17 protein-coding genes and 1 riboswitch are annotated in these 15,102 nt (G+C 47.2%); of the genes, 1 reads left to right on the top strand and 16 read right to left on the bottom strand.

Translation table 11 applies throughout. The features are described from left to right. Positions 1-66: 66 nt before the first annotated feature. Positions 67-160, bottom strand: a riboswitch (NiCo riboswitch). Between the two features lie 59 nt (positions 161-219). Beyond that, positions 220-867: a TetR/AcrR family transcriptional regulator gene (locus ACI48K_RS22705; RefSeq protein ID WP_475029924.1), complete on the bottom strand. Its 648-nt coding sequence runs from the start codon at positions 865-867 to the stop codon at positions 220-222. Between the two features lie 123 nt (positions 868-990). Here ACI48K_RS22705 and ACI48K_RS22700 point away from each other — a divergent pair, with 123 nt between their 5' ends. Continuing rightward, entirely contained in the window at positions 991-2,418 is a 1,428-nt protein-coding gene (locus ACI48K_RS22700; RefSeq protein WP_475029923.1) for an MDR family MFS transporter, read from the top strand. A 77-nt stretch (positions 2,419-2,495) separates the two neighbouring features. On the opposite strand, the gene ACI48K_RS22695 is transcribed toward ACI48K_RS22700, so the two are convergent. From ACI48K_RS22695 to ACI48K_RS22625, 15 genes are all read right to left on the bottom strand, one after another. After that, on the bottom strand, positions 2,496-2,963 hold the full coding sequence (locus ACI48K_RS22695; RefSeq protein ID WP_475029922.1) for a C40 family peptidase: 468 nt from the start codon (positions 2,961-2,963) through the stop codon (positions 2,496-2,498). A gap of 123 nt (positions 2,964-3,086) precedes the next feature. Continuing rightward, positions 3,087-4,265 (bottom strand): D-alanyl-D-alanine carboxypeptidase family protein, encoded by a 1,179-nt coding sequence (locus tag ACI48K_RS22690; protein ID WP_475029921.1) that lies wholly within the window; start codon positions 4,263-4,265, stop codon positions 3,087-3,089. Between the two features lie 215 nt (positions 4,266-4,480). Further along, positions 4,481-5,167: a TetR/AcrR family transcriptional regulator gene (locus ACI48K_RS22685; RefSeq protein ID WP_475029920.1), complete on the bottom strand. Its 687-nt coding sequence runs from the start codon at positions 5,165-5,167 to the stop codon at positions 4,481-4,483. A gap of 59 nt (positions 5,168-5,226) precedes the next feature. After that, positions 5,227-6,603 carry an MATE family efflux transporter gene (locus tag ACI48K_RS22680; protein WP_475029919.1) on the bottom strand — a complete coding sequence of 459 codons (1,377 nt, stop codon included), beginning with the start codon at positions 6,601-6,603 and terminating at the stop codon, positions 5,227-5,229. 587 nt (positions 6,604-7,190) lie between these two features. Next, positions 7,191-8,126, bottom strand: coding sequence for a GGDEF domain-containing protein (locus ACI48K_RS22675; protein ID WP_475029918.1), 936 nt, complete (start codon positions 8,124-8,126; stop codon positions 7,191-7,193). 87 nt (positions 8,127-8,213) lie between these two features. Then, entirely contained in the window at positions 8,214-9,071 is an 858-nt protein-coding gene (locus ACI48K_RS22670) for an EAL domain-containing protein (protein ID WP_475029917.1), read from the bottom strand. A gap of 193 nt (positions 9,072-9,264) precedes the next feature. Continuing rightward, a complete protein-coding gene (locus ACI48K_RS22665) occupies positions 9,265-9,996 on the bottom strand; it encodes an SDR family NAD(P)-dependent oxidoreductase (protein WP_475029916.1) in 732 nt (243 codons plus the stop codon). Between the two features lie 45 nt (positions 9,997-10,041). Further along, positions 10,042-10,503, bottom strand: coding sequence for an N-acetyltransferase family protein (locus ACI48K_RS22660; RefSeq protein ID WP_475029915.1), 462 nt, complete (start codon positions 10,501-10,503; stop codon positions 10,042-10,044). 16 nt (positions 10,504-10,519) lie between these two features. Next, positions 10,520-10,984: a GNAT family N-acetyltransferase gene (locus tag ACI48K_RS22655; protein ID WP_475029914.1), complete on the bottom strand. Its 465-nt coding sequence runs from the start codon at positions 10,982-10,984 to the stop codon at positions 10,520-10,522. A 15-nt stretch (positions 10,985-10,999) separates the two neighbouring features. Then, complete coding sequence (locus ACI48K_RS22650; protein ID WP_475029913.1) at positions 11,000-11,923, bottom strand: serine hydrolase domain-containing protein; 924 nt, start codon at positions 11,921-11,923, stop codon at positions 11,000-11,002. Positions 11,924-12,313: 390 nt separating this feature from the next. Next, entirely contained in the window at positions 12,314-12,799 is a 486-nt protein-coding gene (locus ACI48K_RS22645) for a DinB family protein (RefSeq protein WP_475029912.1), read from the bottom strand. A gap of 143 nt (positions 12,800-12,942) precedes the next feature. After that, positions 12,943-13,461: a ribosomal-processing cysteine protease Prp gene (locus ACI48K_RS22640; protein WP_475029911.1), complete on the bottom strand. Its 519-nt coding sequence runs from the start codon at positions 13,459-13,461 to the stop codon at positions 12,943-12,945. 28 nt (positions 13,462-13,489) lie between these two features. After that, positions 13,490-14,176 carry a YjjG family noncanonical pyrimidine nucleotidase gene (locus ACI48K_RS22635; protein ID WP_475029910.1) on the bottom strand — a complete coding sequence of 229 codons (687 nt, stop codon included), beginning with the start codon at positions 14,174-14,176 and terminating at the stop codon, positions 13,490-13,492. Between the two features lie 17 nt (positions 14,177-14,193). Continuing rightward, positions 14,194-14,619: an NUDIX hydrolase gene (locus tag ACI48K_RS22630; RefSeq protein ID WP_475029909.1), complete on the bottom strand. Its 426-nt coding sequence runs from the start codon at positions 14,617-14,619 to the stop codon at positions 14,194-14,196. Between the two features lie 48 nt (positions 14,620-14,667). Then, entirely contained in the window at positions 14,668-15,087 is a 420-nt protein-coding gene (locus tag ACI48K_RS22625; protein ID WP_475029908.1) for an N-acetyltransferase family protein, read from the bottom strand. Positions 15,088-15,102 lie beyond the last annotated feature (15 nt).

Genomic DNA, 15,102 nt, shown 5'->3' with positions numbered 1-15,102 from the left:
AACCTCCTATAGATTTTGACTTCGATTGCCTAATAACACAAAACACCTGCGAGACTATTGTTGCTGATTAGTCCCACAGGTGTTGAGGCCTGCTGCCGGCGGGGCCGGCCCGGCTACATGCAACCGACAAACGGCTGCATCGCCTGATCTATTTGAATGTATTGTTTTCTTTTCCGTTTCCATGATAGGGGAAGAAAGTTGGGTTTGTCAATATCCGTATCAAACGCGGACCAGCGGCAAAAAGATGTCATCGACAATCTCCTTCAGCGTTTCGTCGGATATCGGCTCCTGGGTAGTCAGCAGCTCATAGCGGAGTAAATCGGCAGGCAATGAAATTATTCTTTGGCTGATATTTTTGAGGTTGACCTCTCCCCGCTTTTCGGCGTTTTGCAAAATCGTCGTCATGATGGAGGCGAATTTGTCTTCCTCGCTTGAGTGTCTAAGCTGCGGCAAGGATGAAAACAAACCTTGTCCATGATAATCCACCATGATGCCGTGTATGGTCTCCGCCCCGATCATTTGGAGCGGCTTCACGATCGTTTGCAGCAGCGCAAACACGTCCCCCCGCAGACTGCCGGTATCCGGAGCACTGACCACGGGCCTCGGCAAATTCTTGAGTACAGCCGCAACGACAAGCCTGGATTTATTGGGCCAACGGCGATATAAGGCATTTTTGTTGGTTTTGGCTCTTGCAGCCACTCCCTCCATGGTCAGATGAGAGTAGCCAACCTCATCCAATTCTTTCCAAGCCGCCTGCAATATGGCGTCCTCCAATATATCGCCGCGTCTGCGAGTGCCCGGATTCGTATCCTTTCCGCTTTGGGATTTTCGGGATGCGGAGGCACGTCCCTTTGTCTTATCGTCCATATGTAAATTGTCCTTCCTTCGATCATTTGTCATTCACGCTTGCATGTTTACTGAATCTATTATATCATAACCACATTAGGTACGGTACGTACCGTACTTTATATACGCGAAAGGAGCATTTTTATGGCAACTGCCAAGCAAGTCCCAAAAGAGAAATTGGATCCTAAGATACTAAAGGTTGCCCTCATCCTAGTGTTTGGTGCTCTTGCGTCGCAGCTCGACTCTACCATGGTTAATGTGGCCATCGATACCCTTACCGTTGATCTGAAAAGCACCGTCTCCGCCATTCAATGGGTAATCACGGGATATGTGCTTGCGATGGGCCTCTCCGTGCCGGTCTCCGGCTGGGCTTTCAGCCGCTTCGGCGGCAAAAAGGTATATATGTTCTCGCTCGCCGTGTTTCTGGCCGGCTCCATTCTCTGTTCATTAGCCTGGAACAGCGGCAGCCTGATCGGCTTTCGGATACTGCAGGGAATAGGTTCGGGTCTGCTGATCCCCACGATGCAAACCGTGCTGGTGCAGACCACCGGCGCCGGCAATCTCGGACGGGTCATGTCTATCATTGGCATTCCGACATTATTGGGACCGATTCTGGGCCCCGTGCTTGGCGGTGCAATCGTAAACAGCTTAACCTGGCGGTGGATTTTTTATGTCAATATCCCCGTCACACTCATTGCGATTTGGCTCGCCTGGCGGGAAATCCCTACCGACGGAGCCGCCAAAGGCAAGCAATCTCTTGATCTTCTCGGACTTTTGATGCTGTCCCCCGCTTTTGCGCTGCTCATTTTCGGGATAGCCAAAATCCCCGCTTACGGCGGGATCAATCATAACGTTGTGTGGGTCCCGCTTGTGATTAGTTTAACGCTGATGGCGGCGTTTATCGTTTACGCTTTGCGCACGAAAAAAACGCCTGTGCTTGACCTGCGCCTGTTCCGTTCGCGCAATTTTTTCGCTTCGAATTTAACCTTGTTTCTTTCCGGCATGGTCATGAACGGCTCGCTGCTTCTCCTTCCTCTGTATTATCAGCAGGTGCGGGGCGAAAGCGTTATGCTTACCGGCCTTTTGCTTATTCCGCAAGGGATCGGAATGCTGCTGACCCGAAGCTGGATTGGAAATCTGGTCGATCGGATCGGATCGCGTAATATTGTCATCTTCAGTCTGATCGGAACCGCGGCAGGCACGCTGCCGTTTGCTTTTGCCGGTCCCGAGACCAGCCATATCCTGCTCGCCGCGGCGCAGATTCTCCGAGGCGCGGCCTTGAACGGAATTCTTATTCCCATCATGGTGTCGGCCTATGTCGGACTGAAAAAGGAAGAGATTCCGCATGCCAGCATTTCGACGAGAATTTTTCAGACCATTGGCGGAGCGTTTGGTTCGGCAATACTGGCCACAGTTATCGATCACCAGCTGTCCGGGTACTCCGTCCCCAACCTTCAGAATGTGGCCGGAGCCTATAATGCCGCCTTTTGGTGGTCCATCGGGTTCTCGGTGATCGCCATGATTCCCGCTTTATTATTGATCCAGCGCAAAAAGGAAGTTCCGGCAAAATAAACATGATAAAGCCAGGCTGCTTAAGTAGCCTGGCTTTTTTTGCGACACAAAACATTTGGCCCATTCAAATTATCCGCTCATTTGGCAATTTTGTCATACTGATCATTGGATAAAACGCGCCTTGCCGTGACATAACGCTCGACATAATATTTCTCCGAGAGCTTGCTGATCTGAACCCCTTTGCTGGCCGAGGAATGAGAAAATAATCCGTCTCCCATATAAATGCCCGCATGCGAGATTCCCGTTCCGTCGGTGTTGAAGAACAGCAGGTCCCCGGAACGCAAGTCGGGCTTGTCCACCTCTTCGCCTTCCTTGGCCTGAAGCTTGGTGGTTCTCGGCAGCGTCACGCCCTCCTGTTTAAATACATATTGAATGAATCCCGAGCAATCAAAACCTTCCGTCGTTGTTCCCCCATAAAGGTAAGGGATTCCCAGAAGTTGGTCGACCTCCGATTGCAGTGGCGATTCGGCGGCGGCGAAAGCGTTTCCGGTACTAAATGCGGTCAAGATCGCCAAAAATAAAACAGCTCCGATAATCTTCTTCATCACGTTCTCCTCTCAGATTTGATCAAGTCCCATTGTACTTGGCAAATATTGAGAAACGATGTAGAAAAAAAGAAGATGGAGCTGTCGATTGCCGTTTCTATTATCTTTTCGGGTTCATTGATATCACCAGGACCTTGAACGCTCCCGGCTTCTCGCCTTTTTACGGAGCAGCATGATTGCCGTTACCAGTACGATTGCCGGTACGGCACTTTCCACGATCAGACGAGCTTTCCCGTCTTCTTTCGGGGCGCCTGTCAGCTTGTCCAGAACTAGCGGAGTTTGGAGGGTTGGAGTTAACAATTTGCTGTATATGGGGCTGCCGTCCGCATCAAGAACCGTCAGTTCGCCGTCATGTTCATTAAGTTGAACCGCCGCCAAGCCCGTTTTTTTGCTGGTAAACACCAATTGCTTCGGCATAATGTAACGATCCTGGTATTTTTGAATCATGGAGGGATCCAAGGTATACAGATTGGTCTGATAATCGGCAAAGCCGTAGTCAAACATCTTCTCCACGTCGCTGTAAGCCTTCTCTGCCGAACCCGCTTTCATCACAACGGCAATCCACTCCGAATTTCCCCGCTTGGCGGAGGCGACCAAGGTATTGCCGGATTGTTCGACATACCCGTTTTTGACTCCCGTCGCTCCCTCGTAGCGCCATAACATCTGATTGTGATTGCGAAGCGTCGTCTTCCACCCCTCCCCAACCCAATCCAGGGTTTTGGTTCCTACGATGGCGCGAAACTGCGGATTCTTCATCGCATACTGCGTGATCTTGGCCATGTCGTAAGCGGTGGTTGTATGGTTTTCGTCAAAAAGCCCGTGAGGATTCTGAAATGTGGTGTGCTGAACGCCGACCTTATCCCTAACAAACTCGTTCATGCGTTCCGCAAACTTCTCTTCGCTTCCGTCAAAATATTCGGCAATTGCGGTTGCCGCATCATTGCCCGAATTAATCAGCATGCCTTGTATAAGCTTTAACAAAGGGACTTTCTCCCCCTCAAGCAGGTATACTCTCGTCCCTTCGACATTTCTCGCATTTTTGCTAACGGTTACGACGTCATTTAGATTGCCTTCTTCGAGCGCGATAATCCCTGTGACGATTTTGGTGATGCTTGCCGGATACATGAGCTGATCGCTGTTTTTCTCGTACAAAACCGTCCCGGTTGTTCCGTCTATCATAATCGCGGCTTCGCTATTCACCTGTGGCGGTTCCGCAATTTCCTCAGCAAAGGCGCCTTGGTTCTGTACAAATAACGTCATCGTAAAAAATAACAATGAAAAAATGCAAAATCGCCTTTTCATCCTGCAATTTCCTTTTCAATTTATTTTTTAGGTTATTAGAAATAAGCTGCAAAAAATAAAAACCCACTTTCTTTAGTGGGTTTTTATTGTCATCCTAAGTATAGTTCATTTGGATTAGCTCGTCTACTTTTGCTCCGGAATGCCATAAAAAAGGCCGTTTTCCCCCGCCAGTCCTCCAGTGGTGAGAAAACGGATCATGAATCCGAAGGTCCATATCACGCTTTGTTTTTTTGCTGCAATATTCCCTGCAAAATGACCTCCAGCCCCCAAATAAACCGCTCCTTATTCTCGGCGTCTCCGGAGAAAAGCTCCTGCTTCAGGCTGTGGATCATCGGATAGCGGGAGGCCTCCGCCGATTGAAACGACTGCTGCATGATGTGAATGGCCGATATTCCCTTTTGATCCCAGGAAGCATGCTCAAATGCGGTTGAAGACGCGTAAAAAAGAAACAAATCTACTCCCCACGCGGCCGCGGTAGACGTAATTCCTCCCTCATTCAGGCATTCAAGAATAAACTCGGTCATCGCCAGCGAACGGGGACCGATCGGCACGGTCGTTAACGACAGCTCGGCCAAACCCGGATTGGCATAAAGCGTATCGCAATAAGCGCTTAACGCGGCAAACAGCGATTTTTTCCAGTCATCCTTCCGCTTGTCCGGCAGCTCCACTTGGCCGAGTCCGAGATCCAGCACATAGGCGCTCAGCTCTTGCAGGTTTTTGACATACACATACAGCGATGAAGGACCGGTATCCAGCTCTTTGGCAACTTTACGCATGCTGAGCCCGGACATGCCTTCTCTTATCAACAGCCCATACGCTGTATTTACAATCGCTTCCTTGCTTAAGGGCTCCTTCGCCGGCCGGGAACGGCGGCTGATAATCGTACGGTTATTGGTATCCATATTTCATTTATAGCACGCCGGTTTGCATTAGTAAATGTACGGAGATAAACGCACAGGGATCAGCTTTCCACGAGAGCTCCGACGCCTCCCGGCTTCAGCCGGTTTACCTTTTGACGAAACGGAAGGTACAAAATTAGCCCCATGAAGCAGGTGATGATTTCGGTCACTGTCATGGACCACACAACGCCGTGCAGCCCGAAGAAGTAATGCAGCGCAATGATTGCCGGGATGAACAAAATCCCTTGCGTGATGGACATGATCATCGTAGAAAGCCCTTGGCCGGCAGCCTGAAACACACTGATGAACAGCCCTGTAAATCCGTTAAATAACGCGGAAACGAGCATGGCCGTCATAATGTACGTGCCCACCTGCAGTACGGAAGAATCATTGGAGAATAGGTGCATGACCGGTGCTCTGAATAAATACACTATGCCGACGAAAACCAGCGCAATTCCTCCAATATACGCCGTCGCCCATCTGAAGCCTTGCTTAAATCTCGGGATATTTCCGGCGGAGAAGTTGAACGCGAAAAACGGGATCAGTCCCAAGAATAAACCCATCGCAAGGAATTCCGGAACCTGAACGATCCGCAAAGCCACTCCGAAGCCGGCCACAACGCTGTCTCCGTACCGGACCGAGTAATTGTTGAGCAGCAGCGTGGACACAATCAGAAAACCCGCTTGCAGCAGCTCGGAAATTCCGATTTTGTATACCTCCAATTGATCCTTGAATGAAATGGCAAAATGCTTCAGGAAACCTGTGATATGTTCGCTTTTCGTCTCCAAATAATAGAGATAATAGATGACCGATCCAACATTGGCCAGGATCATAGCGAGCGCCGCTCCGCCGACCTTCAAGTCCAGCACTAGAATAAACAACGGGTCGAAAATCAGGCTAAGCGCCGTACTGATAAATACGCCGTACATGGATTCTTTGGAAGCCCCTTCCGCCCGTACCAGCTGCTCCAACGCAAAATTAAGCACAATGACGAAACCTCCGCCAAATAGCGTCAAGGCGTAAGTTTTGGAATAGGTAAAGGTTGAAACATCCGCACCGAGCAAATGAATGATGGGGTTGATGAAGAGCATGGCCAAGAGCGCGATGACCACACCGGCCAGAATGCTCGCGTAGAATGTGTAGCCGGCAACTTTTTTTGCTTGATTGGGATTTCCACCTCCCAAGAGCCGGGTGACACACGTTCCTCCGCCAACGCCAAAGACATTTCCGATCGCCATTAGGACAGTAAAGATCGGCAAGCCAAGCGTGATCGCCGACAGCATGGTTGTACTATGCAGGAGTCCGATAAAATAGGCGTTGATTACGTTATAGACGGTGCCCACGGACATTCCGATCATCATGGGAATCGACAAATGGGAAATGGCTTTGCGGAGCGGCGCCGATTCCAGATAGTATTGATTGGAGGCTTGCTCTTTCATGTTGATCACTTCTTTCATTTTCGTTATAGGTTTGTTCGATACACCTATTTATATCACAACGAACACTGTTCGTAAAGAACGATGTTCGTTTAAGTGTGTTATTGTTCCGTTTATAAAGGTTATTGAAACCATGAGTTGAATTGGATAGCGTTATCGATGTAAAGAGTCACAATCGGCCAGCTGGAAAAATCGGAAGCCTCTTTGCGATCTCTGGCTCTGGCTGCCGCAGGATAATAATAATTGAATAAGGGACAAAAAGGGCGCTATTGGAGCGATATCGCTCGTTTTACGTGAAATAGAGTCCATAAAGGGCGCTATTTTCTCGAAATGCCGGGAAATGGCTGCTTTTTACACCGCTTTTGGAAAATAAGGCCCAAAAGTTCCTCCATTTCCTAGAGGCAAGCTGAAGTTCGGAAAATAAGACCCTATTGTGCCGCTATATTTTGAAGGAATGGACGCAGGACTTTGAAAATAATAGAGAAGAATTTGAATCCAAATTAGGTAAGTATGAGGATAAAGTTACCAGGCTCTGCCATAATAAAAAGCTTCAGTTTTCAAAGAAAAAAACCGCAAGTATCTGCGGTTTTTTAGTTCGCGCAGCTCACGCTGCCGGGGCGAGACTTACAAATTTTCTTGATCCGCGTCGCTTCTTCCACAATTTGCTCCATGTCCTGAAATTCGCGCCCGGCGTTGGTTACCACTGCAATGGAAATGGATACAAGCGGGATGGGTCCGTAATTTCCGGAACGTCCCTCCCCCATCACAAAATTGTTGACTAAATCTTCTTGACGATAAAAGCCTTTTTTCGTTGTCTCAAAGTTGTCAATCACTCTGCTGCAGAAAAATTGGTAATCATGATGATTCAAAACGGCGATAAAATCATCCCCGCCGATATGTCCCAAAAAAGCGCCTTGATGCGTGAAGTGATCCCTTAGCAGATTGGCCGTCGCCTGAATCAAGGAATCCCCCATTTTGAACCCATAACTGTCGTTATATGATTTAAAATGATCCAAGTCTATGTATAGAAGACTAAAGCGCTCCATTTGAACCAGTTGACGCAGTCTTTCATCAATAATGCGGTTGCCGGGGAGACCCGTCAAAGGGTTCATAAAGATTGCCATTTCCGTGCGGATATCCGCTACCGTCAACAGAAGTCGGCGGATACTTACGGCGCCGAACAGTTGACCCTCCCGAATCACCAACACTTTATCATAAAGCTCTTCTTCCGAACGATTCATCGCGAGCACGCTAACTTCCGTGATCGGATCGTCGAAATCAACGACTAAAGGCTCGCTGCTCACCATCAGAATGACGGGCCGTCCCATATAAATGTTGTAGCCGTATTGAGTTCCCAATAATTGAAAAAAACGGGCTCGCATCAATAAGGCGGGCTTGGATTCATCATCGCCCATGATCGCGATCCCTTCAAGCTTTGGGTTTTGTTTAAACAGTTGATTCACGACTACACAGTTGGTTTCGGGTGTGACGCTTGGAATCGCTTCGGCAATTTCGCCAATTTTCATGAACAAAGCTTGCCACCCTCTCTCATCAAAACAGTGCCATATTTCTTTAAAAGCCTGTTACTAGGGCGCTTCATATAAAATTTTGAGCTACATATCGGGAAAATGCCCGTCCTTCAGCTCCGTGTCAGGCCGGCCAAGCGCGTATCCTTGACCGTACTCAATCCCCTCCCTCCGTAAAAATACCATTTCTTCCGCCGTTTCAATTCCTTCGGCGATAATGAAAGTGCCGGAATCGGCGGCGAACTCTTTCAAGAGTCTGACAACCCGCTGCTGATTAGGATGAAGATGCACATTTCGAATCAAAGATTTATCGAGCTTGATGAATTCTGGCCTTAAGCTGACAATAGCTTTCAGGCCATTATATCCGGAACCCGCATCATCGATGGCGATGCGGAATCCCTGAGAACGATAGTTGGATAAGATACGTTCGAATTCCACATAATCCTGAACGGCTTGTTTTTCCGTTAATTCAAATACAACCTGTTTCGGAGAAAATCCGTATTCCGCCAAAAGCTTGATCGTTTCCCCGCTGCGATAATTGGAATCGGACAAAACCTGGGGGTGAATGTTAACAAACGCGATCGTATCCTCTGGCTTGTTCGTTTTGAGCAAAGCGGATCTCAGCCGGGTAAACGAAATCTCCCGGCAAAAACGCTCGAATGCAAAAACGCGATCTGTATGTCCGATAAAATCGTAAAAAGACTCCGTGTTGGGAAAAAGAGAAGTTGCCGGCGGGCGATTCAGAATCTCATATCCAAGGCAGCTTTTTTCATGAAGGTGCAAAATCGGCTGAAAGTATGTAGTTAACGTCTTGTTGCGCATGATTTTTTGCAATTCATTAAATCTTTTGTAATCGAGCTTTGACTGACGGGCTGCATGAAAGAAGTAGGTCATGTAGTTATACAGACCGCTTTTCTCCGCATAGGGAAAGAGCGGTGTTTTCATTCAAACTCATCCTTTAATCTTCAAATTCAAGACATGGTTCCAAAGGCATGTCCCTATGGAACCATCGTATCACTCCGATACACTACCAGCGTCAAGCTGAAGTTAAATCTAGGTAAAATGTGGATTGTGGAATTGTAATAAATATCATATAATAACCCACTTGTTCCACTTATTATGAACGGCCCTATGGGATCTATCTTAAATAACAGCCGTTATTGATATCGAAAGTGGCTCCGGTATAATGTTTGGATTTCTCCGACAATAAAAAAATGACCGTCTCGGCAACGTCCTCCGCCAATACCGGCTGTTTGATCAGTTGATGGTTCATATAATCCTGTTTTCTCCACTCCGGGATATTGTCCATCATGCTCGTATCCACCATAGTCGGCGCAACCGCATTGACGCGCAAATAGGGGGAGAAATTCATGGCGCAGCTTTTGGTGAGGCCTATAATCGCAGCTTTGGACAAGCCGTATATGGCGTCCGAACTTCCTTCGATCCCGGAGACCGAGGACATATTGACGATGACGCCCTGAGCTTGGTTACCCACCATGAACCCGCCAAAAAGCTTGGAAAAATAAACAAACCCCTTTACATTGATATCAAGGACTCTGTCGATTTCCTCCACGGCATAGTCGATTATATTCTTCCCCAGATAAACTCCCGCATTATTTACCAGCCCGTTTACATCGGCGTGTTCATTGGCCACATAGTTAAAAAACGACGAAACCTCATCATACTTGCTTACGTCCAATCGATATGTATAAAGATCACCGGATCCGGCCGATTGCTTTAACGTTTCCAAGGCCTGTTCATGAACGTCGCAGGCAATAACGCTAGCATTTTCCCGAATGCATTGCAGCGCTATTTCTTTTCCAATGCCGGATCCCGCTCCGGTGACGATGATTTTCGAGTGCTTAAGCATATTCATCCACTCCTTATATAATCCGGCGAATTTAACCGGTCCATCCTAAAGTTCGCATTCCATCGTTCGCATCGTGCTCGCCAGCCCGTTTCTTTCGTAAAATTCCATGCCCTTCCGGTTGCCTTCAAACACGGACAACCGGAAAAAATCGAGTCCCCGTTTCTTCCCCCAATCTTTGGACGCTTCCAGCAGCATTGATCCGTAGCCTTTGCTTCTGCAGGCCTCCGTGATCACAAAATCAAGGACATAAACGAATTTCTTGGGCTGTAAACAACTGATATTCGGCATTCCTTTCTCCTGCAGCAGCGAGAATCCGACGACTTTGTCTTCAAGCTCTAGCAGCAATATGTCGGATTTACCGTGATGGATGGTCTCAATTAAGAAATTGTCCGGCCGTTCCGCAAGGATAAATTGGGTCGGGTGATAGCGTACGGCCTCCGTATCGAGTTCCCAATACAGCTTTTTAATGGCTGGGATATCTTCCAGTACGGCTTCTCTGATTAACATAAGGCGGATTCCTCCTCTATTCGAATATGATTTCCATGGGTTCCTTACAAGGGGCATAACCGTTACGCTCATAAAAATCCCTGCTCCAATCGCTCGGCCATACAATGATGAACTCCAGCCCGTTTTGCGTTGACCAGTTCTTGATTTCCTGCAGCAGCCGGCTGCCGATGCCTTGACCCCGGAAATCGGGTAAGGTATAGACATTCGTCATATAAGCAAACGGGTTCCTCGTTTTTCCTGGGCGCGGGACCTTTTCGATAATCTGCAGATAGATGTGGGACACAATTTTCCCGTCTGCTTCCGCGACCCATACAAGCCATTGCTGCCCTCGGAGGGCTGCCTCCAGAAAAGAACGGCACTCGCCATGATACTCCTCGTATTCGTCTTCTACTGTCGAAATTTCATTGTGCTCGTTCGTGAAATCCCATCTCATCCGGATCAGCGCTTCAATATCACCGGCCGTCGCTAAACGGTAGTTCATTGGAATTCCCCTTTCCTATTCCGTGAGGAAATGCTCCTCTAAAATTCGCAAGGGTTTTAAGGTATCTTCATAGATTTCGCTGGTTACGGCTATGACGGTTTGCGTTTGAGGCAGGATGCAAATATACTGGCCGCCATAGCCAAGGGCGAATACCAGTCTGTTTGCGCGAGTTGCAACTTCCGTTTGATTCAGCGCTGTTACCCACCAATGAAAGCCATACTGACCGATATCCCCGTACGTCATATAATGCGGAGCCGTCGAAGCGTTAAGCCATGCCGGGGATACAACCCGCCGGTTATTCCAAATGCCGTTATTCAAGACAAGTATCCCGATTTTGGCCATATCCGTAGTAGTTAATCTCAAGCCGTCGGCCCCGCGGTTAATCCCTTTGTTGTCCTCAATCCAGTCGAAATTCGCGATCCCCAGCGGCTGAAATAAATGAGCGGAGGCAAAATCCGCCGCTTTCATTCCGGAAGCCATTTGCAAAATGGCGGTCAACACGTGTGAACACCCCGAATTGTAGTTCATCTTTTCACCGGGGCTCTGGGTGAGCTCACGATCCAGCACGTATTTCACGATATTCGGACTATAGACCATGGGGGCAAAATAGTTCCATTCCCCAAACTCCGGCCAATCAAAACCCGCGGACATGGTGAGCAAATGTTCGATCGTGATATGTTGTTTTCTCGGGTCCGTTTGCGGGTTTATATATTCGGGAAAATAACTTGAGACAGGCTCATGAACGTTTTTGATCAAGCCTTGATCAATGGCAATACCTATGAGAATAGACAGTACGCTTTTGGTGCAAGAGTTTATCTTTTGCGGACTGTGTCGGATCTTGTCGTTCTTATAATATTCGAAAAGCAAGCCCCCTTCTGTATAAATCAAAAAGCTTTTGATTTTGACTTTTCGGATGGCTTTTTCCAGTTCGGATTCCATATTCGTCCTCACTTTTGCTTTTTTGATAATATGTAATTTGAGACAGAACTTTTCACCCTTTTGCCATGTTACCTTCTCTTGACGGCTGATCGACGGGGAAACGTCGTCCTTTTTCGGCTAACGAATTGTAGAGCTCTTATTGGCCTCTAAAGACAGAGATTCATATTCTAACGGACCCAAGAAGCCTTATTTGTCCCAAAACAAGCCGAATTCTGCGTTTTGAGGTCAGATAAGGGCTGTGGGGTCCGTTACATTTCTCAAACGCTAGATTTCGCGAAAATAACAGCCTTTCGATTCGTAAGAAAGTTGACGTTCGCTGCAGGTCTTGCCAAGCACCGGCTTCGGCATTGAGCCAAAGAGCGGGCCAAGTCCTCCCTTCGGCTCTTGGCCTCAATTCTCGCTTGGTTCAATCAGGCCCTTGCCGATTACATTGGCGGACACTGGCTGCTTGCCGATTTCTCTGGACCAGACCGACAATTGTCCGATATGGTGAATCTCATGGGCAATAACATGCCGCATGATTTCCCCCCAGGCGTCGACAACAATTTGGCCATCCTGACGAGAATGGTAAAGCGGTCGAGTCTCCATGCTATCGTTCCATGCTAATACAAATTCCTCTACTTCCGGGTGAAAGGCTTGATCAAGCTGAATGATTTTCTCCAACGATTTATACTTCTCAAAATCCTCCAGAAAGTCCGGCTTCCCTTGGATCGTGCGAATCCAGCTCCATTCCACGTCAACGATGTGAAAAAGTGTTTTCAGAATGCTGCCGGTTCCCCCCGTTCGTTCGCGAGTCAATTCTTCATACGGAACGTCCTCGCACCATGTATACCATTGATCTCTTACTAACCAGTTATAACGGAAAAAGGTTTGCATAAGGGCACCTCCAAAAATGGATTATATACCATCATTATTTACTCACTTTTACCCGATGGGAATGGAAAAAATAATTATATGAAAACGCCGCTGCCTAAAATGAGCTTTTGTCTTAAGGCGGAGGCGTTGTTGTGACGGATTCGTTAACCCAATAATCCGAAAAATCGCTTATTCTTTTCAATCTTGATTTCTTCGATGATAATATGCTTCTCTCCATATGACTCCTGGATCGATTCCATGCCTAATTTGAGAGATTTCAACAATACCTTGGATTCCCGGCTAACCTTCTTTTCGATCACGCATTTTATGTAGTTTCTATTCATATCATATTCAGGCTCATCATCCGTAAAATCCCTTATGGAGTTTACTGTATTGATGCACAGGGATGAGACGGAGGCCGCGATGATATCATATCCGTACTGAGCAAAACCGGTGATCCCTTTGGCCATAAACCCGAAGATTTCATCATTGGAATTGACGAGAAAAGTGATCGTAAAAGGATCGTTTTCATCCTCATCCAAAATTTTTCTCTGGTATGCTATGTCCCGATCGGTTTCATCTGCATATTCCACTTCTTCTTCGATCTCATATTCCGCTTCATCTTGAATCTGAAGGATTGGCCTTATGTTTCTGTTTATATTTCTAAAGTTATCATCCATCATTGTCTCTCCCTGTTGATCTGCCATCTAATTATTCAATGATTCGTATAAGTTCCTCGAGCTTGCTTATTTCGTACTTCGGATGAATATTTAAGAGGTTGGGTTTCCGGTCGGGGTTGAACCAGCAAGTGTCAATGCCATAATTCAGTCCCCCTTGGATATCCGAGCTTAACGAATCCCCTACAATTAGGACTTTATCCTTACTGGCATTCTTTAACCGTTCAAAAGCGAATTCAAAAATGCCAATATGCGGTTTCGAATAACCGGCGTCTTCCGAGACAATGACGTGTTCGAACATATCCGCAATTTCGGATTTTCCGATTCTTTGATGCTGAACGACTTTAATGCCATTGGTGATAATCCCCATCCGGTAACCTTTCGACTGAAGATATTGGCAAATTTCAGCGGCTCCCGGCAATAAAAACGAGCCTTCGCCCAAATATTGAAGATATTCCTCGCCAAAAGCCAGCGCGTCCATTTCTAAACCAAGCTCCGAGAAAAGTCTGGCGAAGCGCTCGATCTTCAGATCTTTTTGCTCAATAAGTCCCTGTTCGAACTCCCTCCACAGCTGGCGGTTGATGGTCTGATACTTTTCATTGAGGGTATCGTCCAGTTCAATATTATGCCGTTTGAAAGACATGGCAAGCGCATGGGACTCCGCGAGGGGAAAATCAAACAACGTATCGTCTGCGTCAAATAAGATTAGCTCATACTTCAAAGTAATGTTCCTCTCCATTATGTATTTAGATGATGCAACACATATCTATACAGCTCCGGCTGAATTTCCGGATAGGTCAGCTGTTCCGGCAACCCGTCCAACAACGACACTTCCCCAATCTCGGAATCCGGCGGCAGACTTCCGATTTCTTGTACGGCAGAGTAATATAAAGCTCCGTAAGATTCATCGGCCTGATCACGTTTCACCGAATAAACGCAGAGAGGTTTGAGCGTAAAAACTAGCGCTCCAGTTTCCTCAAAAAGTTCGCGGCCGGCAGTATTTTCGATTCGTTCGTTTGACTCCCTTGTTCCGCCGGGAATTTCCCATGTACTGCGCTCTTTATTTTTGACAAAAATCCATTGGTCCCGGTATCTAGCCATGATGACGGCAAATTTCAGCATAGCATCGTCTACCGCCTCAAAATCATAAAGCGAAACCTGCATCTCGGTCCACCACCTATTATTATGTAATTTAATACTCATAGATTGCGTCTACCTTTTCAATCTCATATACACGCTTCGTTCCTCAAATCCCAAGGACTTCCAAAAGCTGTATCCCCGATGATTCCAATACACCACTTCAATATCTACGTGATCTGTCTCCAGCAGCTCCAGCAGCCTATCAAAAAACAGCTTGCCTTTCCCGCTCCTTCTGCTTTCGCGGCAGATAAAAAACTGCCTTAAATAAAGCGGTTCTTTGCTGTGATTAACTAGCGCGTACCCGACGACGCCATTTTGATCCTGAAAAATATAAGCTTTATAGTCCGAAGTTAAAAAACCTTCCATTCTTCGCTTCAACTGTTCGATGCCCATCGGATTGTCATGCTGCTCATCTTCAATTAACTGCTTATTCAAATGGGCCAGCAAGTCCAGAGCATTGAATGTGGCTAATTGGATCAGTGGTTCCTTCATCACGTACACCTCCTA

Source organism: Paenibacillus terrisolis (assembly GCF_056171975.1).
Note: the sequence above shows the minus strand (reverse complement) of the source record. Positions and strands in the feature narration are given on the sequence as shown.